The organism is Aromatoleum petrolei, assembly GCF_017894385.1.
In the GTDB taxonomy this organism is placed as follows: Bacteria; Pseudomonadota; Gammaproteobacteria; order Burkholderiales; family Rhodocyclaceae; genus Aromatoleum; species Aromatoleum petrolei.
The window spans coordinates 1,223,585-1,242,130 of the sequence record NZ_CP059560.1; the positions used below are offsets into that span (position 1 = coordinate 1,223,585).

Annotated in this window: 16 protein-coding genes and 1 tRNA gene; 11 read left to right on the forward strand and 6 right to left on the reverse strand. The window is 65.2% G+C overall.

Features of this window, described 5'->3' with window-relative positions; genetic code table 11:
* Window positions 1–12 precede the first annotated feature (12 nt).
* The 7 genes from ToN1_RS05540 to ToN1_RS05570 all read left to right on the forward strand — a co-directional run bounded on the left by ToN1_RS05540 (window position 13) and on the right by ToN1_RS05570 (window position 10,235).
* The gene (locus ToN1_RS05540; protein WP_169205263.1) at window positions 13–963 is read left to right on the forward strand and encodes a bifunctional riboflavin kinase/FAD synthetase; all 951 of its coding nucleotides are present in this window, start codon (window positions 13–15) and stop codon (window positions 961–963) included.
* A gap of 24 nt (window positions 964–987) precedes the next feature.
* Window positions 988–3,807 carry an isoleucine--tRNA ligase gene (gene ileS / locus ToN1_RS05545; RefSeq protein ID WP_169205262.1) on the forward strand — a complete coding sequence of 940 codons (2,820 nt, stop codon included), beginning with the start codon at window positions 988–990 and terminating at the stop codon, window positions 3,805–3,807.
* The gene (gene lspA / locus ToN1_RS05550) at window positions 3,800–4,348 is read left to right on the forward strand and encodes a signal peptidase II (RefSeq protein WP_244860970.1); all 549 of its coding nucleotides are present in this window, start codon (window positions 3,800–3,802) and stop codon (window positions 4,346–4,348) included. The genes ileS and lspA overlap by 8 nt, the downstream gene beginning before the upstream one ends.
* Window positions 4,345–4,773, forward strand: a complete 429-nt coding sequence (locus tag ToN1_RS05555; RefSeq protein ID WP_169205261.1) for an FKBP-type peptidyl-prolyl cis-trans isomerase — start codon at window positions 4,345–4,347, stop codon at window positions 4,771–4,773. The genes lspA and ToN1_RS05555 overlap by 4 nt, the downstream gene beginning before the upstream one ends.
* A 39-nt stretch (window positions 4,774–4,812) precedes the next feature.
* Window positions 4,813–5,751, forward strand: coding sequence for a 4-hydroxy-3-methylbut-2-enyl diphosphate reductase (ispH, locus tag ToN1_RS05560; RefSeq protein WP_169205260.1), 939 nt, complete (start codon window positions 4,813–4,815; stop codon window positions 5,749–5,751).
* A gap of 229 nt (window positions 5,752–5,980) precedes the next feature.
* Entirely contained in the window at window positions 5,981–7,120 is a 1,140-nt protein-coding gene (locus tag ToN1_RS05565) for an efflux RND transporter periplasmic adaptor subunit (RefSeq protein WP_169205259.1), read from the forward strand.
* A 10-nt stretch (window positions 7,121–7,130) separates the two neighbouring features.
* Complete coding sequence (locus ToN1_RS05570) at window positions 7,131–10,235, forward strand: efflux RND transporter permease subunit (RefSeq protein ID WP_169205258.1); 3,105 nt, start codon at window positions 7,131–7,133, stop codon at window positions 10,233–10,235.
* A gap of 77 nt (window positions 10,236–10,312) precedes the next feature.
* Here the strand turns inward: ToN1_RS05570 and ToN1_RS05575 are convergent, their stop codons facing one another.
* Window positions 10,313–11,413 carry an aromatic ring-hydroxylating oxygenase subunit alpha gene (locus ToN1_RS05575; RefSeq protein WP_169205257.1) on the reverse strand — a complete coding sequence of 367 codons (1,101 nt, stop codon included), beginning with the start codon at window positions 11,411–11,413 and terminating at the stop codon, window positions 10,313–10,315.
* Window positions 11,414–11,540: 127 nt separating this feature from the next.
* Between ToN1_RS05575 and xseB the strand changes: the two genes are divergently transcribed.
* From xseB to folE2, 4 genes are read left to right on the forward strand one after another with little or no spacing between them, the layout of a single operon-like run.
* Complete coding sequence (gene xseB, locus ToN1_RS05580; RefSeq protein WP_169205256.1) at window positions 11,541–11,786, forward strand: exodeoxyribonuclease VII small subunit; 246 nt, start codon at window positions 11,541–11,543, stop codon at window positions 11,784–11,786.
* 23 nt (window positions 11,787–11,809) lie between these two features.
* Complete coding sequence (locus ToN1_RS05585; RefSeq protein WP_169205330.1) at window positions 11,810–12,679, forward strand: polyprenyl synthetase family protein; 870 nt, start codon at window positions 11,810–11,812, stop codon at window positions 12,677–12,679.
* A 23-nt stretch (window positions 12,680–12,702) separates the two neighbouring features.
* Window positions 12,703–14,568, forward strand: coding sequence for a 1-deoxy-D-xylulose-5-phosphate synthase (dxs, locus tag ToN1_RS05590; protein WP_169205255.1), 1,866 nt, complete (start codon window positions 12,703–12,705; stop codon window positions 14,566–14,568).
* Between the two features lie 56 nt (window positions 14,569–14,624).
* Entirely contained in the window at window positions 14,625–15,434 is an 810-nt protein-coding gene (gene folE2, locus ToN1_RS05595) for a GTP cyclohydrolase FolE2 (RefSeq protein ID WP_169205254.1), read from the forward strand.
* A gap of 92 nt (window positions 15,435–15,526) precedes the next feature.
* Here folE2 and ToN1_RS05600 read toward each other — a convergent pair whose 3' ends face one another.
* The 5 genes from ToN1_RS05600 to ispB form a co-directional block, all read right to left on the reverse strand.
* Complete coding sequence (locus tag ToN1_RS05600; RefSeq protein WP_169205253.1) at window positions 15,527–15,976, reverse strand: MaoC family dehydratase; 450 nt, start codon at window positions 15,974–15,976, stop codon at window positions 15,527–15,529.
* Window positions 15,977–16,164: 188 nt separating this feature from the next.
* A complete protein-coding gene (locus ToN1_RS05605) occupies window positions 16,165–16,446 on the reverse strand; it encodes a type II toxin-antitoxin system HicA family toxin (protein ID WP_169205252.1) in 282 nt (93 codons plus the stop codon).
* Between the two features lie 56 nt (window positions 16,447–16,502).
* On the reverse strand, window positions 16,503–17,339 hold the full coding sequence (locus ToN1_RS05610; protein WP_169205251.1) for a spermine/spermidine synthase domain-containing protein: 837 nt from the start codon (window positions 17,337–17,339) through the stop codon (window positions 16,503–16,505).
* A 144-nt stretch (window positions 17,340–17,483) separates the two neighbouring features.
* Window positions 17,484–17,560: transfer RNA gene (locus tag ToN1_RS05615), tRNA-Pro, on the reverse strand.
* A gap of 14 nt (window positions 17,561–17,574) precedes the next feature.
* Complete coding sequence (gene ispB, locus ToN1_RS05620; protein WP_169205250.1) at window positions 17,575–18,543, reverse strand: octaprenyl diphosphate synthase; 969 nt, start codon at window positions 18,541–18,543, stop codon at window positions 17,575–17,577.
* Window positions 18,544–18,546: the final 3 nt, after the last annotated feature.

Consider the following 18,546-nt stretch of genomic DNA (forward strand, 5'->3'; position numbering starts at 1 on the left):
TTTCAGGCGGTTATGCAGGTTTTTCGCGGGATTCCCGGGCACGCCGCACACCCCTCGGTGCTCACCATCGGCAATTTCGACGGCGTGCATCGCGGCCATCAGGCGCTGCTCCAGATGCTCATGAACACCGCGCGCGCAATGTCGCTGCCGGCGGTGGTGATGACGTTCGAGCCGCATCCGCGCGAATACTTCTCGCCAGATGACGCCCCCGCCCGCCTCGCATCGCTGCGTGAAAAACTGCTGCTACTCGCCGCCGCCGGCGTCGACCGCGTCCACGTCTGCCGTTTCGATTCCCGCTTTGCCGCCGTGACGGCCGACCAGTTCATCAATGACATTCTCGTGCGCGGCCTCGGCGTGCGCCACCTCATCATCGGCGACGACTTCCGCTTCGGCGCACGCCGGCACGGCGACTTCGGGCTGCTCAAGCAACGCGGCGCGCAACAGGGTTTCGTCGTAGAGGCGATGCCCACGCTGGACGTCGCGGGCGAACGCGCCTCCAGCTCCGCCGTGCGCGAGGCGCTCGCCGACGGCGATCTCGCCCACGCCGCACGCCTGCTCGGTCGCCCCTACAGCATCGCCGGACGCGTCATCCGCGGCGACCAGATCGGCCGCCAGCTCGGATTCCCGACCGCCAACATCCAGATGAAGCATCGCCGTCCCGCGCTTGCGGGCGTGTTCGCGGTGAGCGTCGAAGGCCTCGGCGAAAGCCCGGTTGCCGGCGTCGCCAATATCGGCGTGCGACCGTCCGTGACCAGCGCCGGCAAGCCCACGCTCGAAGTTCACCTCTTCGACTGGATGCGCGACTGCTATGACGCCCACCTGCGTGTGCACTTCATGAAAAAACTGCGCGACGAAACGAAGTTCGCTTCGCTCGACGCTCTCAAGGCCCAGATCGCCAAGGACGCGGCCGACGCCCGCGCCTGGTTTGCCGAAAATCCTGTCTGCCCCACCAATTGCCCCTGATTGCCTTCGAGGCCCGAACCCACCATGGCTGACTACCGCAAGACGCTCAACCTGCCCGACACTCTCTTCCCGATGCGCGGCGACCTCGCCAAGCGGGAGCCGGGCTGGATCGCCGCCTGGCAACAGAAGAAGCTCTACCAGAAGATCCGCAAGGCCTCGGCCGGCCGTCCGAAGTTCATCCTGCACGACGGCCCCCCGTACGCGAACGGCGACATCCACATCGGCCACGCGGTGAACAAGATCCTCAAGGACATCATCGTCCGCTCGAAGACCATGGCCGGCTTCGACGCCCCCTATGTGCCGGGCTGGGACTGTCACGGCCTGCCGATCGAGCACCAGATCGAGAAGCAGCACGGCAAGCACCTGCCCGCCGACCGCGCGCGCGAGCTGTGCCGCGACTACGCCGGCGAACAGATCGAACGACAGAAGAAGGACTTCATCCGTCTGGGCGTGCTCGGCGACTGGGACAATCCCTACCGCACGATGCAATTCTCGAATGAAGCCGACGAGATCCGCGCGCTCGGCGAGATGTACCGCAAGGGCTTCCTGTTCAAGGGACTGAAGCCGGTTAACTGGTGCTTCGACTGCGGCTCGGCGCTCGCCGAAGCCGAGGTCGAATACCAGGACAAGAAGTCGCCCGCGATCGACGTCGGCTTCCTGCTCACCGACGCGGATCGCCCCAAGCTCGCCCGCGCCTTCGGGCTCGACACCCTGCCCGAGCAGCCGGTGTACATCGTGATCTGGACCACGACCCCGTGGACGATCCCGTCGAACCAAGCGCTCAACGTCCATCCCGAGCTCATGTACGAGCTGATCGAGACGCCCAAGGGCCTCGTGATCCTCGCCGCCGAACTTCGTGCATCGGCCCTCGAACGCTACCAGCTCGAAGGCCGCGTGCTCGCCGCCGCCCGCGGCGTCGCGCTCGACCGCATCCAGTTCCGCCACCCCTTCTACGACCGTGTCTCGCCGATCTTCCTCGGCGACTACGTCGCGGCCGACGCCGGCACCGGCATCGTGCATAGCGCGCCCGCCTACGGCCTGGACGACTTCCAGTCGTGCATGCGCTACGGCATGCGCAATGACGAGATCCTCAATCCGGTGCAGGGCGACGGCGTGTTCCACGAGAGCCTGCCCTTCTTCGGCGGTCTGTCGGTATGGGACGCCAACCCGAAAATCGTCGAGAAGCTCGCCGAGGTCGGCAGCCTCTTCGCTTCGGGCAATCTCACGCACAGCTACATGCATTGCTGGCGCCACAAGACGCCGGTCATCTACCGCGCCACCACCCAATGGTTCGTCGGCATGGACCGCGTGCCCGGCCGCGAGGCGATCGAACCGGGCGCCCCGACGCTGCGCGAACTCGCGCTCAAGGCCATCGACGACACCCAGTTCTTCCCGTCCTGGGGCAAGGCACGCCTGCACTCGATGATCGCCAACCGTCCCGACTGGTGCGTGTCGCGCCAGCGCAACTGGGGCGTGCCGATCCCGCTGTTCCTCGACAAGGAAACCGGCGAACCGCATCCGAACAGCCTCGAACTGGTCGAAGAGGTCGCCAAACGGGTCGAAAAGGAAGGGATCGACGCCTGGTTCAAGCTCGAACCCGGCGAACTCCTCGGTGCAGAGGCCGCGCAATACGACAAAATGCGCGACACCCTCGACGTCTGGTTCGATTCCGGCACCACCCACTGGACGGTACTGCGCGGTTCGCACACCGACGTCAGCCGTTGGCCAGCGGACCTCTACCTCGAGGGCTCCGACCAGCACCGCGGCTGGTTCCATTCCTCGCTGCTCACCGGCTGCGCACTGGACGGCCGCGCCCCTTACGACGGCCTGCTGACCCACGGATTCGTGGTCGACGGCCAGGGCAAGAAAATGTCCAAATCGAAAGGCAACGTCGTCGCCCCGCAAGAAGTCTCCGACAAGCTCGGAGCCGAGATCCTGCGCCTGTGGGTCGCCGCCACCGACTACTCGGGCGAGCTGACGATCTCCAAGGAGATCCTCGACCGCGTCGTCGAAGTCTATCGCCGCCTGCGCAACACCCTGCGCTTCCTGCTCGCCAACACCGCCGACTTCGACATCGCCAAGGACGCCGTGCCGGTCGCCGAGTGGCTCGACATCGACCACTACGCGCTCGCGCTGACGCAGCGCCTGCAGGAACAGGTCACCGCCGACTACGCGCGCTACGAGTTCCACAAGATCGTCCAGGCGCTGCAGAACTTCGCTGCCGAAGACCTCGGCGCGTTCTACCTCGACATCCTCAAGGACCGCCTGTACACGACCAAGGCGGACTCGCGCGCACGCCGCGCCGCGCAGACCGCCCTGTGGCACATCACTCAGGCCCTTATCCGCATGATGGCGCCCATCCTGTCCTTCACTGCTGAAGAGATCTGGTCGCTGATCGGCCAGGACAAGGAAGACAGCGTGATGCTTCACACCTGGCACGAACTGCCCGCGCTCGGCGACACCGAAGCGCTCGTTGCGCGCTGGACGCTGATCCGCGAGGAACGCGCCAAGGTGCAGAAGGTTCTCGAGGGCCTGCGCACGGAAGGCCGGATCGGCGCTTCGCTGCAGGCCGAGGTCGTCGTACGCGCGAGCGGCACGAAACACGATGCGCTGGCAAGCCTGGACGAGGATCTGCGCTTCGTGCTGATCACCTCGCGCGCCGAACTCGTGCGCGCCGCCGACGAGGCCGCCGAAGGGATCGACGCGAGCGCGTCCGGACACGCCAAGTGCGGCCGTTGCTGGCACTTCCGTACCGACGTCGGCAGCCACGCCGAGCACCCCGAACTGTGCGGCCGCTGCCACGACAACCTCTTCGGCGCCGGGGAAACGCGCGTCCATGCGTGATTCCGCCGCGGCCCCGCAGGCGACCGGCAGCGCCCCCGCGCTGACGCGCCGCTTCTTCGGCTGGCTGGAACTCGCGGCGCTGGTGATCGTCCTCGACCAGTTGACGAAATGGCTCGTGCTGTCGCAGCTCGACTTCGGCGAGGCCATTCCGGTCACGGGTTTCTTCCAACTCGTGCTGGTGTTCAACCCGGGCGCCGCGTTCAGCTTCCTGGCCGACCATTCCGGATGGCAGCGCTGGTTCTTCGTCATCCTCGCGCTCGGCGTCAGCGGCTGGCTCCTTGCACTGCTGCGCCATCACCATCGCGAGACCCTGCTGCCGCTGGCCTTCAGCCTGCTGATCGGCGGCGCACTGGGCAACGTCATCGACCGCCTGGTTCACGGCGCCGTCGTCGACTTCCTCTACTTCCACGTCGGTCGCTACGGCTGGCCGGCCTTCAACCTGGCTGACTCGGCGATCACCGTCGGGGTCGCCCTGATGCTGTGGGCGCAGTTCCGCGCCCCGCGCACCACCAGCAACACCAATCCGGAGAACCCCTCGTGACGCAGACCGTCCAACCGAACAGCCTCGTAACGCTGCACTACCGCATCGCCCTCGAAAACGGCCAGCCGCTGATCAGCACTTTCGAGGGCACGCCTGCGACCCTGCAGCTCGGATGCGGCGACCTCCTCCCGAGTCTCGAGCGCGTGCTCGAAGGCCTGGAGGTGGGCACCCACCAGCAGTTCACGCTGGCGCCGGAACAGGCTTTCGGCCCCTACAACCCGGACCTCGTCGAGCACGTGAAGCGCGAACACATGCCGGAAGAGGAAATCGAACCGATGACGATCATGGAATTCGGCGCACCCGATGGCACCCGCTACTCCGGCCTCGTGCGTGAAATCGACGACGTCCGCGCAATCGTCGACTTCAACCACCCGCTCGCCGGCAAGACGATCCGCTTCGAGGTCGAAGTCATCGGTGTCCTCTGACGCCGCAGGCGGCCGGCCCCAACCCACACAGAGGTCAAGATGAACGATTCCGAAATCCTGCTCGCCAATCCGCGCGGCTTCTGCGCCGGGGTGGAACGGGCGATCGAGATCGTCGAACGCGCACTGGCGCGCTTCGGCGCACCGATCTACGTGCGCCACGAAGTCGTGCATAACAAGTTCGTCGTCGACGACCTGCGCGCCAAGGGCGCGGTGTTCGTCGAGGAGCTCGACGAGGTTCCCGCCGGCAGCACCGTCATCTTCAGCGCCCACGGCGTGCCCCAGGCGGTGCGAGCGGAGGCCGAGAAGCGCGGCCTGCGCGTGTTCGACGCCACCTGCCCGCTCGTCACCAAGGTGCATATCGAGGTCGCACGCATGCGCGAACAGGGCCGCGAGCTCGTCATGATCGGGCACAAGGGCCACCCCGAAGTCGAAGGCACGATGGGACAGGTGAAGGACGGCATCCATCTCGTCGAAAAGGTCGAGGACGTCGCAACGCTGCAGGTCGCCGACCCCGACAAGCTCGCCTACGTGACGCAGACCACCCTGTCGGTGGATGACGCGGCGACCCTCGTCGCTGCGCTGCGCGAACGCTTCCCGGCGATCGTCGGCCCGAAGAAGGACGACATCTGCTACGCGACACAGAACCGGCAGGACGCGGTCAAGTTCATGGCCCCGCGCGTCGACATCGTCTTCGTCGTCGGCTCGCGCAACAGCTCCAACTCCAACCGCCTGCGCGAAGTCGCCGAGTTGCTCGGTGTGCCCGCCTATCTGATCGACAACGCCGAAGGCATCGACCCGGCGTGGATTGCGGGACGGAACCGCATCGGCGTGACGGCCGGAGCCTCCGCCCCGGAGGTGCTGGTCGACGCCGTCATTGAACGCCTCAAGGCCCTTGGCGGCGGCTCGGTGCGCACTCTCGAAGGCGTTCCCGAGCGAGTCACCTTCCCGCTGCCTAAGGAGCTGCAGGCCGACGCCTGAGCACGTACACCTGCCGGGCTCCTCCAGAGGGGGATCCGCGGCGGGCCGGCAACCCCTTCCGCCTGCGCGCACGTGTTGCCAAGCCGCGAACAAGAGGGCTAAATATGCCGTTATCGCGCATCGTGCGGCAGCTGACCGCCCCCCTCGACCGCGCGTCCAGATACACCACTACCGGCGTGTCGCTCGAGCCGGGGTGACATCCAGCAGCCCCAGGGGAGCCCCTCCCGCGATGAAACGCAGACATTCCGAACGGCTGACGGTACTGTTGCCGACCATTGCGCTCGCCATCCTCGGGGCGTGCAGCGCACCGAATGCCGATACGCCGCAGAGCTCACCCAATGCGGCGACCTCCGCCGCCCGACCGGCCCTCACGGTCGAAGTCACCATCCCTCAGCCCGTCGCATGGAGCCGATCGATTCCCGCGACCGGCAATGTCGCCGCATGGCAGGAGACGATCGTCGGCAGCGAGATCGGTGGGCTGCGCATCGCGCAGGTGCATGCGAATGTCGGCGACCGCGTGACCAAGGGGCAGATACTCGTGACGCTCGACGACGCCGTCGTGCAGGCCGATCTCGCCCAGGCGCGCGCCCAGCTCCAGGAGGCTCGCGCGATGCACGCCGAAGCGCGCGCCAACGGAGACCGCGCGCGGCGTTTCCAGCCGACGGGCATGATGAGCGAGCAACAGGTCACGCAATACCTGACGGCCGAACAGACCGCCAAGTCGCGCATCGAGCTCGCCGCTGCGCGCGTCCAGCTGGCCGAACTGCGCGTCCGCCAGACCCGCATCCTGGCGCCCGACGATGCGCTCATCTCCGGCCGTGCAGCGACGGTGGGAACCGTCCCGCAGGCGGGACAGGAACTCTACCGCCTCATCCTTCAGGGCCGCCTCGAGTGGCGCGCCGAGGTCGCGGCCGAAGACATCGGCCAGATCCGTTCCGGCGACGCGGCGAAGCTCAAACTTGCCGGCGGAGAAACCGTGAGCGGTCGTGTGCGCAGCATCGCCCCCTCGATCGACCCGCAGACGCGCAACGGGATCGTTTATGTCGATCTCGACCAAAGCGGGGCAAAGGCGGGCATGTTCGCCAATGGCGAAATCATCCCGCTCGCCCAGGAGCTCGCCCACGCACTCAGCCTGCCGCAATCGGCCGTGCTCCTGCGCGATGGCTTCTCCTACGTCTTCCGGATCGGCTCCGACAGAAAGCTGGCGCAAGTTCGCGTGACGCCCGGTCGGCGGCGGGGTGACAGCATGGAGATCCTCGCCGGCATTGCCGAAGGCGAGCGCTTCGTCCGTAGCGGCGTCGGTTTTCTCAACGACGGCGACCTGGTCGACATAGCGGCAGCCACCCCGGCCGCTTCCCCGCAGCAGTGAGGCGCCGGCGATGAACGTATCGGCGTGGTCGATCCGCAACCCGGTCCCGGGCGTGCTCCTGTTCATCCTGCTGAGCCTGCTCGGGATACTGTCTTTCAGCCGGATGAAAGTGCAGAACTTTCCGGACATCGACCTTCCCATGGTCGTGCTCACCGCGAGCCTGCCCGGCGCGGCACCGGCGCAACTCGAAACCGAGGTGGCACGCAAGATCGAAAATTCGATTGCCACGCTGCAGGACGTCAAGCACATCTACACGCGCATCCAGGATGGGGTCGCGACGGTCACGACCGAGTTCCGGCTCGAGAAGCCGACCCAGGAAGCCGTCGATGACGTCCGCGATGCCTTCTCGCGCGTCCGCTCCGATCTGCCGGGCGACCTGCGCGATCCCGTCATCCAGCGCTTCAACCTCTCCGGCCTGCCGATCGTCACCTACACCATCGCCTCTGATACGCTGGACGAGGAAGCGCTGTCGTGGTTCGTCGACAACACGGTTGCGAAGGCCCTGCTCTCCGTTCCCGGAGTCGGCCTCGTGTCACGCGTCGGCGGAGCGACGCGCGAGGTGCGCCTCGAACTCGACCCCGACCGGCTGCTCGCGCTCAATGCCACTGTCGCCGACATTTCCCGCCAGCTGCGGCGGATCCAGCTCGAATCCTCCGGCGGACGGGCCGATCTGGGCAGCGGCGAGCAGGCCGTCAGAACGTTGGCTACGGCACTGAGCGCCGCGGAACTCGCGAACATGGAAATCGCGCTGAGCGACGGACGCAACATGCGCCTCGGCAGCCTCGGCCGGATCGAGGACACCGTCGCCGAACGACGCTCGGCAGCGCTCCTGGACGGCAAGCCCGTCGTCGGTTTTGAGATCGTGCGAGCGCGCGGTGCCGGCGAGATCGAGGTCGCCGAAGGCGTCGCCCGACGCATCCACGAGCTTTCCGCGACGCATCCCGACATCACGTTCCGCGAGGCATACAACTTCGTCGATCCGGTCCGCGAGGGTTATCACGGTTCCCTGTGGCTGCTGGCGGAAGGCGCGATCCTCGCAGTGATCGTCGTATGGTTCTTCCTGCGCGACTGGCGCGCGACCTTCGTGGCTGCAACCGCATTGCCCCTGTCCGTGCTACCGGCACTGATCGGCATGGAATACCTCGGCTTCACCATCAACGTCGTGACGCTGCTGTCGCTGTCACTCGTGATCGGCATCCTTGTCGACGACGCGATCGTCGAGATCGAGAACATCGTGCGCCACCTCCGCATGGGCAAGACGCCGTATCAGGCTGCGATGGAAGCGGCCGACGAGATCGGGCTCGCCGTCATCGCCACGACCTTCACCCTCGTCGCCGTGTTTCTTCCGACGGCCTTCATGAGCGGCATTTCCGGCAAGTTTTTCAAGCAGTTCGGCTGGACCGCGTCGCTCGCGGTGATGGCTTCGCTGCTCGTCGCCCGCATGCTCACCCCGATGATGTCGGCCTACATGCTGCGCCCCATCCCGCCCACGGCGCATGAAGGGCGGCTCACGACGGCCTACCTCGGCTGGGTGCGAGCATGCCTGACCCACCGCTGGGCCACGATGCTCGCGGCGACCGGCTTCTTCGTCGGCTCGCTTGCCCTCATTCCTCTTCTGCCCACGGCCTTCATGCCGCCTGACGATCTCGCGCAGACGCTCGTATCGATCGAGCTGCCGCCGGGAAGTCGCTTCAACGAAACCTCCCGTGCTGCCGAACAGGCCCGAGCGATCATCACGCAGAACCCCCACGTCAAGCAGGTCTACACCGCGGTAGGCGGCGGCAATGCGGGCGCGGACGCCTTCAACCTGGGTGGCGCCCCCGAAGTCCGCAAGGCCTCCCTCACGATCAACCTGACTCCGCGTGGCGAACGCGCCGTCACCAAGCAGCAGATCGAGGAACAGCTGCGTCAGGCCTTGCGCAGCCTTCCCGGTGTGCGCGTGCGCGTCGGACTCGGCGCCGGCGGCGAGAAGTACGTATTCACGCTGATCGGTGACGACCCCGCGGTGCTGTCGCGCGCGGCACGGGACGTCGAACGCGATCTGCGTGCGATGCGGGGCATCGGCAACGTCACCTCCAGCGCGAGCCTCGTGCGTCCCGAGGTCGTCGTGCGCCCGGACTTTGCCCGTGCCGCCGACCTCGGCGTCACCGCCGCGGCGATCTCGGATTCGCTGCGCATCGCCACCGCCGGCGACTACGATTTCGGCCTCGCCAAGCTCAATCTCTCGGAACGCCAGGTCCCCATCGTCGTACGCCTGCCCGAAGGGGCGCGCGGCGATCTCGAACTCCTCGCGCGCCTGCCGGTTCCCGCACGCCAGGGGAACGTCATGCTCGGCAATGTCGCGGACATCAGCATCGAAAGCGGCCCGTCCGAGATCGCCCGCTTCGACCGCCGCCGCAACATCAACTTCGACATTGAACTCACGAGCCGGCCGATGGGCGAGGTCGAGACAGAGGTCCGGGCGCTGCCCTCGTTGCAGGCGCTCCCCCAGGGCGTGATCTGGCAGCCGATCGGCGACGCCGACGAGATGCGCATCCTGTTCAAGAGCTTCGGCCTGGCGATGCTCACCGGTGTGCTCTGCATCTACCTCGTGCTGGTCCTGCTGTTCCGCGAATTCACCCAGCCCATGACCATCCTGGCGGCACTGCCCCTCGCGCTGGGCGGCGCCTTCGTCGCCCTGCTCGTTGCGGGCAGCAGCTTCTCGATGCCCTCGCTGATCGGCCTGATCATGCTGATGGGGGTCACCAGCAAGAACTCCATCCTGCTCGTCGAGTATGCGATCGTCGCGCGACGAGATCACGGCATGTCCCGCTTCGATGCAGTCATCGATGCCTGCCACAAGCGCGCCCGCCCGATCATCATGACGACCATCGCCATGGGTGCCGGCATGCTGCCGATTGCACTGGGCCTAGGGGTCGATCCGTCCTTCCGCGCCCCCATGGCGATCGCCGTCATCGGCGGGTTGATCACCTCGACCTTCCTCAGTCTGCTGGTGATTCCTGTCGTCTACTCCCTCGTCGACGACATGCTCGCGCGCTGGCGCAAGCGGCACGAGCGCCGTGCCGCGCCGCGCAACGAAAATGCCGCGGCAGACGTGCACGAAATGCGCTCCTGACCGCGCAGAATAGGAAACGGGCCGCCCGCGGGCGGCCCGTTCATCTGCACGATCCGGTACGGCGCGGCAAGGCGCCGTCAGAAATGTTCGCCCATGATGCGGCGGTAGAACTCGTGGAAGTGCTGCATTCCGTCCTCGTACGGCGACTGGTAGGGCCCGACCTCGTTGCGCCCCTCCTGCAGCAATGCCCAACGGCCGCGGTCCATGCGCTCGCCGATCACGTCGTCCTCGATCGCCGTCTCCATGTAGGCCGCCTGCTCGGCCTCCACGAACTCGCGTTCGAACTCCACGATGTCTTCCGGATAGTAGAACTCGACGACGTTGGTCGTGCGGTTCACGTCCTGGGGAATGAGCGTGCTGACCACCAGCACGTGCGGATACCACTCCACCATCACGTTCGGATAGTAAGTGAGCCAGATCGCCCCTTGCTGCGGGCGCTTGTCACCGTAGTAGTCGAGCACCGCCTTGTGCCACTTCTGGTAGGTCGCCGACCCCGGCTTCGCGAGCGAGGTGATTCCCACACGCTGCACCGAATACCAGTCGCCAAACTGCCAGCTCAGGTCGTCGCAGGTCACGAAGTTGCCCAGCCCGGGATGGAAGGGCACGACGTGGTAGTCCTCGAGATAGACCTCGATGAAGGTCTTCCAGTTGTACTTGCACTCGTGGATCTCGACTCGATCGAGCTTGTAACCGGAGAAATCGAACTGCTCTGCCACGTTCATGCCGGCCAGGTCGGCTGCGGCCGAGCGCGGCCCCGCGAACAGCAGGCCGTTCCAGTTCTCCAGCGCATCGCGCCTGAGGTTGAGGCAGGGGTTCTCGGGGAAATGCGGCGCACCGAGCAGTTCGCCCCGCTGGTCGTAGGTCCAGCGGTGGATCGGGCAGACGATGCGCTCGGCCTTGCCCGAACCTTCGAGCATGATTGCCTGGCGATGGCGGCAGATGTTCGAAAGCCGATGAACACCGTCACCGGTACGAAACAGAAGCTTGGAATGGTCGAGCCACTCCAGGGAACGATAGCTGCCGACCTCCGGCACCATCAGTTCATGACCGACATAGCCCGGCCCGGCCTGGAACAACAGACGTTTTTCGAGTTCGAAAATGCTTTCGTCGAAATACGCCGACACCGGCAACTGAGACACCGCCGGGGACAATTTGGCCTTGGAAGCAAGGTCGGACACCCCCGAACCTCCCATGAAAAGTCAAGAAATTCGGAAAAACCAGCAGACCATTTTATGCGAGAAGTAATTTGACCGCCAGTAGCGCGATCGGTTACTTTTCTCCCTTTTACTGGCCCGGCTTCGAGTCATGGCAAAGACGGCAAACTCGCCGAAATCCTTCGAATCGGCCATCGCCGAACTCGAATCGATCGTGCAGGAAATGGAAACCGGCAACATCACGCTGGAACAGGCGCTGGAACACTACCAGCGCGGCGCCGGCCTGCTGAAATACTGCCAGGAAACCCTGCAGGCAGCCGAGCAGCGCGTGCTCCAGCTCGAGAACGGCGTGCTCGCACCACTCGACAACCCCGAAGACAGGAGGAGCCCGGAGTGAGCGGGAATCATTTCGCCGCCTGGATGGAAGGCATCCAGCAACGCACCGAAACCGCACTCGGCGCCATCCTCCCCGAAGCGTCCATCGCCCCGCAGCGCCTGCACGAGGCGATGCGTTACGCCGTGCTGGGCGGTGGCAAGCGCGTGCGTCCGCTGCTTGTGCATGCGGCTGGCCAGCTCGCGGGCGCAGCCCCCGCACGTCTCGACCGCCTCGCCTGTGCCGTGGAACTCATCCACGCCTACTCCCTCGTCCACGACGACCTGCCCTGCATGGACGACGACGTCCTGCGCCGCGGCAAGCCCACCGTGCACGTCGAATACGACGAAGCGACCGCCTTGCTCGTGGGCGACGCGCTACAGGCCCTCGCCTTCCAGGTCATCGCGGAAGACCGTGTGAGCGACAATGCCGCCGTGCAGCTCGAGATGATCACGCTCCTCGCACGCGCCTCCGGCTCGCGCGGCATGGCCGGCGGCCAGGCCATCGACCTGGGCGCAGTGGGCAAGCAGCTCACACGCGAAGAACTCGAGTTCATGCACATCCACAAGACCGGCGCCCTGATACGGGCCTCGGTGCTGCTCGGCGCGCAGGCGGGCGCACCGCTTGCTCCCGAGGCGCTCGCCCACCTCGACCGCTACGGTAAACTCGTCGGCCTGCTGTTCCAGGTCGTCGACGACATCCTTGACGCGCAGGCCGACACTGCCACCCTGGGCAAGACCGCCGGCAAGGACGCGGAACACAACAAGCCGACCTACGTCACGCTCCTCGGTCTGTCCGAAGCGCGCACGCTGGCCGACGTTCTGCTCGCCGACGCCCGCGACGCCATCGCATCCTTCGGCCCCGCGGCCGCAAGGCTGGACGAACTGGCGAGTTTCATCGTCCACCGCCGATTCTGAATTCCGCCCTGCCGGACATCCAAATGCCTCAGTACCCCCTGCTGCACCGCATCGACTCACCGTCCGACCTGCGCCGGCTCGAACGGCGCGACCTGCATGCGCTCGCGACCGAGTTGCGCGCCTTCCTGATCGAATCGGTATCGAAGACCGGCGGGCATTTGTCCTCCAACCTCGGCACCGTCGAGCTCACGATCGCGCTGCACTACATCTTCAACACTCCCGACGACCGCATCGTGTGGGACGTCGGCCATCAGACCTATGGCCACAAGATTCTGACCGGACGCCGCGAAGCGATGAGCGGGCTGCGCCGGTTCGGCGGCATCTCGGGCTTTCCGCGACGCTGCGAGAGCGAATACGACACCTTCGGGACGGCGCACTCCTCCACCTCGATCTCGGCCGCGCTGGGGATGGCGGTGGCCGCGCGTGACCGCGGCGACACCGACCGCCGCTCGATCGCCGTGATCGGCGACGGCGCGATGTCGGCCGGCATGGCCTTCGAAGCGCTCAATAATGCGGGCGACACCAGCGACGTGAACCTCCTGGTGATCCTCAACGACAACGAGATGTCGATCTCGCCGCCGGTCGGTGCGCTGACCAAGATCCTCGCGCGCATGCTCTCCGGCAGCACCTATAACGCCGCACGACGCGCCGGCGAGAAGGTCCTGGGAGTTGCCCCGCCGATGCTCGATTTCGCCCGCAAGGTCGAGGAGCACGTCAAGGGCCTGATCACCCCGGGCACCCTGTTCGAGGAATTCGGCTTCCACTACTACGGCCCGATCGACGGCCACGACCTCGACGCGCTCATCCCCACACTGCAGAACCTAAAGAAGCTCAACGGCCTGCAGTTCCTGCACGTGATCACGCGCAAGGGCCAAGGCTACAAGCTCGCCGAAGCCGACCCCATCCTCTATCACGGCGTCTCCAGCTTCGACCACCGCGCCGGCATCCAGAGCGGCAAGGGTGGCGGCAAGCTCACCTATACCCAGGTCTTCGGCGACTGGCTGTGCGACATCGCCGCGCGCGACGACAAGGTCATCGGGATCACACCGGCAATGCGCGAAGGCTCCGGCATGGTGCGTTTCGCCAAGGAATTCCCTGAGCGCTACCACGACGTCGGCATCGCCGAGCAGCACGCCGTCACCTTCGCCGCCGGCCTCGCATGCGAGGGCTTCAAGCCGGTCGTCGCGATCTACTCGACCTTTCTGCAACGCGCCTACGACCAGCTCGTCCACGACGTCGCACTGCAGAACCTGCCTGTCGTCTTCGCGATCGACCGTGCGGGGGTGGTCGGTGCGGACGGCGCGACGCACCATGGCGCCTTCGACCTGTCCTACCTCGCCTGCATCCCGAACATGGTCGTGATGACGCCGGCCGACGAGAACGAATGCCGGCAGATGCTCTATACCGCCTACCGGCACAACGGCCCCACGGCAGTGCGCTATCCGCGCGGCAGCGGGATGAACGTGCGTCCCGAGCCGTCGATGACCGAACTGCCACTGGGCAAAGGCGAAATCCGCCGCCAGGGCCGGAAGGTCGCACTGCTCGCCTTCGGCAGCCTGCTGACCAACGCACTCCTTGTCGGCGAGGAGCTCGATGCGACGGTCGCCAACATGCGCTTCGTGAAACCCATCGACACGGCGCTGATCGAAGAATTGGGCGCGAACCACGAATTGATCGTGACGCTGGAGGAAAACGCGGTGATCGGCGGCGCGGGCTCCGAAGTGGCGCGCGTGCTCGAGAGCCTGCCCCACCGTCCCCGCCTGCTCAGGCTTGGCTTGCCGGACCATTTCGTCGATCATGGAGACCAAAGCCAGTTGTTCGAACAGGTCGGGTTGCACCCCGCGGGGATCCTGAGCGCCATTGAGCGCATCTATGTGCGCAATAGCTGAGCGAATTTGTCGGGAAATGGTAGCATTGACCGGCTGAACCAAACAGAGAACGCGACATGAAATCCCACGAGAGCCACGCCATCCCTGACGTCCAGAACGCCAACGACAGCCGTCAGCTGGCCATCAACAAGGTTGGCATCAAGTCGATTCGCCACCCCATCCGCGTCAGCGACAAGAGCGGTGGCGTGCAGCACACGATCGCAACCTTCAGCATGTATGTAGGGCTTCCCCACAATTTCAAGGGAACCCACATGTCGCGCTTCATCGAGATCCTCAACGGCAACGAGCGCGAGATCTCGGTCGAGTCCATCGAGCCGATGCTGCGCGAGATGGTCAAGCGCCTTGAGGCCGAGACCGGCCTCATCGAGATGAGCTTCCCGTACTTCATCAACAAGACGGCCCCCGTCTCCGGCGTCCAAAGCCTGATGGACTACGAAGTCACCTTCGTCGCCGAAATGCGCGAAGGCGACGAGTACGTGTTCGAGATGAAGGTCGTCGTGCCGGTCACGAGCCTGTGTCCGTGCTCGAAGAAGATCTCCGAATACGGCGCCCACAACCAGCGCTCACACGTCACCGTCACGGCTCAGACCAACGACTTTCTGTGGATCGAGGAGCTGGTGCAGCTCGTCGAGAGTCAGGCCTCATGCGAACTCTACGGCCTGCTCAAGCGCACCGACGAGAAGTTCGTGACCGAGCGCGCCTACGAGAACCCCAAGTTCGTCGAGGACATGGTGCGCGATGTCGCCGGCCTGCTCAACGCGGAAAAGCGCATCGACCGCTATGTGGTGGAATCGGAGAACTTCGAATCGATCCACAACCACTCGGCCTACGCGCTGATCGAACGCGACAAGCGCCGCGACGCCTGAACCGCGACACTTGAATGCAAAGCGGGAGGCCGCACGCCGCGGACCTCCCGTTTTGCATTTGACGGTACCGCCCGCGAGCGGACCAAAATTTCTCAGGCGCGTGCTGGCACCAGCATCTCCGCCTCGCCCTCCAGCACCACCTTGCCGCCCACCGAGCACACCGTGTCGAAGATCGCACGGCGCTTGGGCGTATTCAGCTCCTTCAGCGTGACGCGCGCCACCACCGTATCTCCAGGCTTCACCGGCGCCTTGAACTTGAGCGTCTGCGACAGGTAGATACAGCCCGGCCCGGGCAGCTTGTTTGCGAACAGTGCCGAGATGTAGCTGGCCGACAGCATCCCATGCGCAATGCGTCCCCCAAACATCGAGGCCTTGGCGTACTCGTCATCGAGATGGGCCGGATTGCAGTCACCGGAGACCCCGGCGAACATCAGGATATCGGCATCCGTCACAGTGCGGCCGGATGCCACAGCCATACCCACCTTCAGATCCTCGAAGCGATATCCGAGAAACTCGGAAAAATCGCGCGTTTGTTCTGTCATCTCTATCAGTTTCCCCTGAATCCCCTTTCCAGCGCGAACTTCACGCGCACGGCATGGGGCTTTGGATTTATGGAAGCAGCCGGACCCGTTCCCGGGACTCGACCCCGATAGCATAACCCAGACTGCACGACGGACGTGTGACAGAAGGCAAGCGTCTTGCCCGTTGCGGGCAAATCCGCGTCCCGAGACTAGCCCCCGTGGTCCCGCTCGTACGCGGAAGGACTGACCCCCGCATGGGCGAGATATTCGCGCAGCTGCTTGATGTCCTGCTTCGTGCAGGCGCTGCCGTGGTGCGGATAATGCAGAAACCCCTCAACCTTGTTGAGGACGATGCGGAAACGGGCGCCATGCGCCGGTTCGATCGTCGCACCGAGGTGATTGAGCAGCGACTCGACCTCGCGCCAATGGATGTTGGCGCTGATCGGGTCCTGAAAGATGGCGCGCAACAGCGCGATATGCTTGTGGCTCATGATCCGACCTCCTTCCCTTGCACCCGGCCCGCGCCATTCGCAGCCGGGCCCTGCCCTCAGTCGCCCCGCCTGCCCTGCCAGCCATCGTCCCAGAGGTCGGGACGATAGCGTGCGCGACGCTCGAGGCGCTGCTGGATGCGTTGCGCCGTCGACATTATCCCAATCGCGTGATGAGGTGCGAGCATTCGCGCACGCTCCGCCAATTGTCGGCGCCGCGGAGGAAAGCCGCGCCCCTTGAATGCGAATGCGATGCGGTTGCTGTCGTGCTCGGCGCCGATGGCGACGAAGCGATCCTCGAAGCTCTCCCGGATGCGCGATGCGTAGAGGCCGTAACGCCGGTCCCCCGACCATAGATTCACCGCCATGACCCCACCGGCTGCAAGCATCGCGTGACAGTCATCGTAGAACCCGGCCGTACATAGGCGGTCCGGTTGCCCACCGCGGTCAAAGCCGTCGATCAGCAGCACATCCGGGGAGTGCTCGCGCGTACGCACGTAGTCCGCCCCATCTGCACACACCACGCGGAAGCGGGTGTCGTCAGGCGGAATGCCAAAGGCGTCGCGCAGCGCGATCACGTCGGGGTCGATCTCGACCGCGGTGAAACGGACATTCGGCAGGGTGCGCAGGCAGTATTTCGCCAGCGACCCGCCGCCGAGCCCGATCATCACGATGTCGCGCGGCTCCGGATTGAAGAGCAGGAAACCCATCATCGCCCGCGTATAGTCGATCTCGAGTGCATCGGGAGCGTCGAGCCGCATCTGGCTCTGCACGGTAAGCGCCTCAAAATGCAGCGCGCGCATACCGTCCACCTCGACGACATACGGACGCCCCTCCTCGCCTGACGTCGATGCGAGAGCTGCATACCGCAGCAGGGAAAGCTGATCAAGCGTCATTTCCACACACTGTCCGTCGGACGACCCGCAATTCCGAATGTGCATCACCGTGGTGACGACGATGGTAACGCGCAGCGAACCCGAGTGCATCTTCCGGGCCCGAAAGCGAAAAGACCGCCGATCGGCGGTCTTTTCTGGAATTATTGGTCGGGGAAAGAGGATTCGAACCTCCGGCCCCTGCGTCCCGAACGCAGTGCTCTACCAGGCTGAGCTATTCCCCGACGCTTTGCACTGATCAGTGATCTCTACCAACTGCAAAGTCCGATAATTGTAGCAGGGCTTCTTTGAAAATGGAAGGGGGCAATACAGAAAGCGCATCGGTAGCGAGCCTTGCCTCCGCGCGCGCGTACCGGCGCGTCTCCTCCAGCGCCCCCGATTCGTGGATCGCGACCAGAATTGCCTGGAAGTCGTCGCGGCCGCCGGTTTCGATCGCCTTGCGCACGAGCGCCGCCTGCTCAGGCGTACCGTGACGCATCGTGTGGATGAGCGGCAGTGTCGGCTTGCCCTCGGCCAAGTCGTCGCCGAGGTGCTTGCCGGTCGCAGCCTCGTCCGAGGAATAGTCGAGCACGTCGTCAATAAGCTGGAAGGCCGTGCCGAGGTGCATCCCGAAGGCGGCGATCGAGGCTTCCGTCTTTTCGTCCGCACCGCCGAGGATCGCTCCCAGGCGCGTCGCAGCCTCGAACAGCTTGGCGGTCTTGTAGCGGATCACGCGCAGATAGTCGTCGATCTCGACGTCGACGTTGTGGCAATTGAGCAACTGCAGCACCTCGCCTTCGGCGATGATGTTCGTCGCATCGGCCAACACCTGCATCACGCGCATGTTGTCGACCCCCACCATCATCTGGAAGGCGCGGGTGTACAGGAAATCGCCAACCAGCACGGATGCGGCGTTACCGAACATTGCGTTGGCGGTCTTGTTTCCGCGCCGCAGCTCCGATTCGTCGACGACGTCGTCGTGCAGGAGCGTCGCCGTGTGGATGAACTCCACGACCGCTGCAAGCTGGTGGTGGTTCGTCCCCTGGTACCCCATCGCGCCTGCAGCGAACAGCACCAGCGCGGGGCGCATACGCTTGCCGCCGCTATGGATGATGTACTCCGCAACCTGGCGGATCAGAACGACGTCGGAATGGAGACGCTGGCGGATGACCGCATCGACCGCCTGCATGTCGGCGGCGATCGGCGCGTAGAGCTGCTTGGTTGACAAGAT

Excerpts from the sequence above, each read along its gene's own strand:
- ToN1_RS05540 (WP_169205263.1), top strand. The coding sequence starts at position 13 with ATGCAGGTTTTTCGCGGGATTCCCGGGCACGCCGCACACCCCTCGGTG.
- ileS (WP_169205262.1), top strand. The coding sequence starts at position 988 with ATGGCTGACTACCGCAAGACGCTCAACCTGCCCGACACTCTCTTCCCG.
- lspA (WP_244860970.1), top strand. The coding sequence starts at position 3,800 with ATGCGTGATTCCGCCGCGGCCCCGCAGGCGACCGGCAGCGCCCCCGCG.
- ispH (WP_169205260.1), top strand. The coding sequence starts at position 4,813 with ATGAACGATTCCGAAATCCTGCTCGCCAATCCGCGCGGCTTCTGCGCC.
- ToN1_RS05565 (WP_169205259.1), top strand. The coding sequence starts at position 5,981 with ATGAAACGCAGACATTCCGAACGGCTGACGGTACTGTTGCCGACCATT.
- ToN1_RS05570 (WP_169205258.1), top strand. The coding sequence starts at position 7,131 with ATGAACGTATCGGCGTGGTCGATCCGCAACCCGGTCCCGGGCGTGCTC.
- xseB (WP_169205256.1), top strand. The coding sequence starts at position 11,541 with ATGGCAAAGACGGCAAACTCGCCGAAATCCTTCGAATCGGCCATCGCC.
- ToN1_RS05585 (WP_169205330.1), top strand. The coding sequence starts at position 11,810 with ATGGAAGGCATCCAGCAACGCACCGAAACCGCACTCGGCGCCATCCTC.
- dxs (WP_169205255.1), top strand. The coding sequence starts at position 12,703 with ATGCCTCAGTACCCCCTGCTGCACCGCATCGACTCACCGTCCGACCTG.
- folE2 (WP_169205254.1), top strand. The coding sequence starts at position 14,625 with ATGAAATCCCACGAGAGCCACGCCATCCCTGACGTCCAGAACGCCAAC.
- ToN1_RS05600 (WP_169205253.1), bottom strand. The coding sequence starts at position 15,976 with ATGACAGAACAAACGCGCGATTTTTCCGAGTTTCTCGGATATCGCTTC.
- ToN1_RS05605 (WP_169205252.1), bottom strand. The coding sequence starts at position 16,446 with ATGAGCCACAAGCATATCGCGCTGTTGCGCGCCATCTTTCAGGACCCG.
- ToN1_RS05610 (WP_169205251.1), bottom strand. The coding sequence starts at position 17,339 with ATGACGCTTGATCAGCTTTCCCTGCTGCGGTATGCAGCTCTCGCATCG.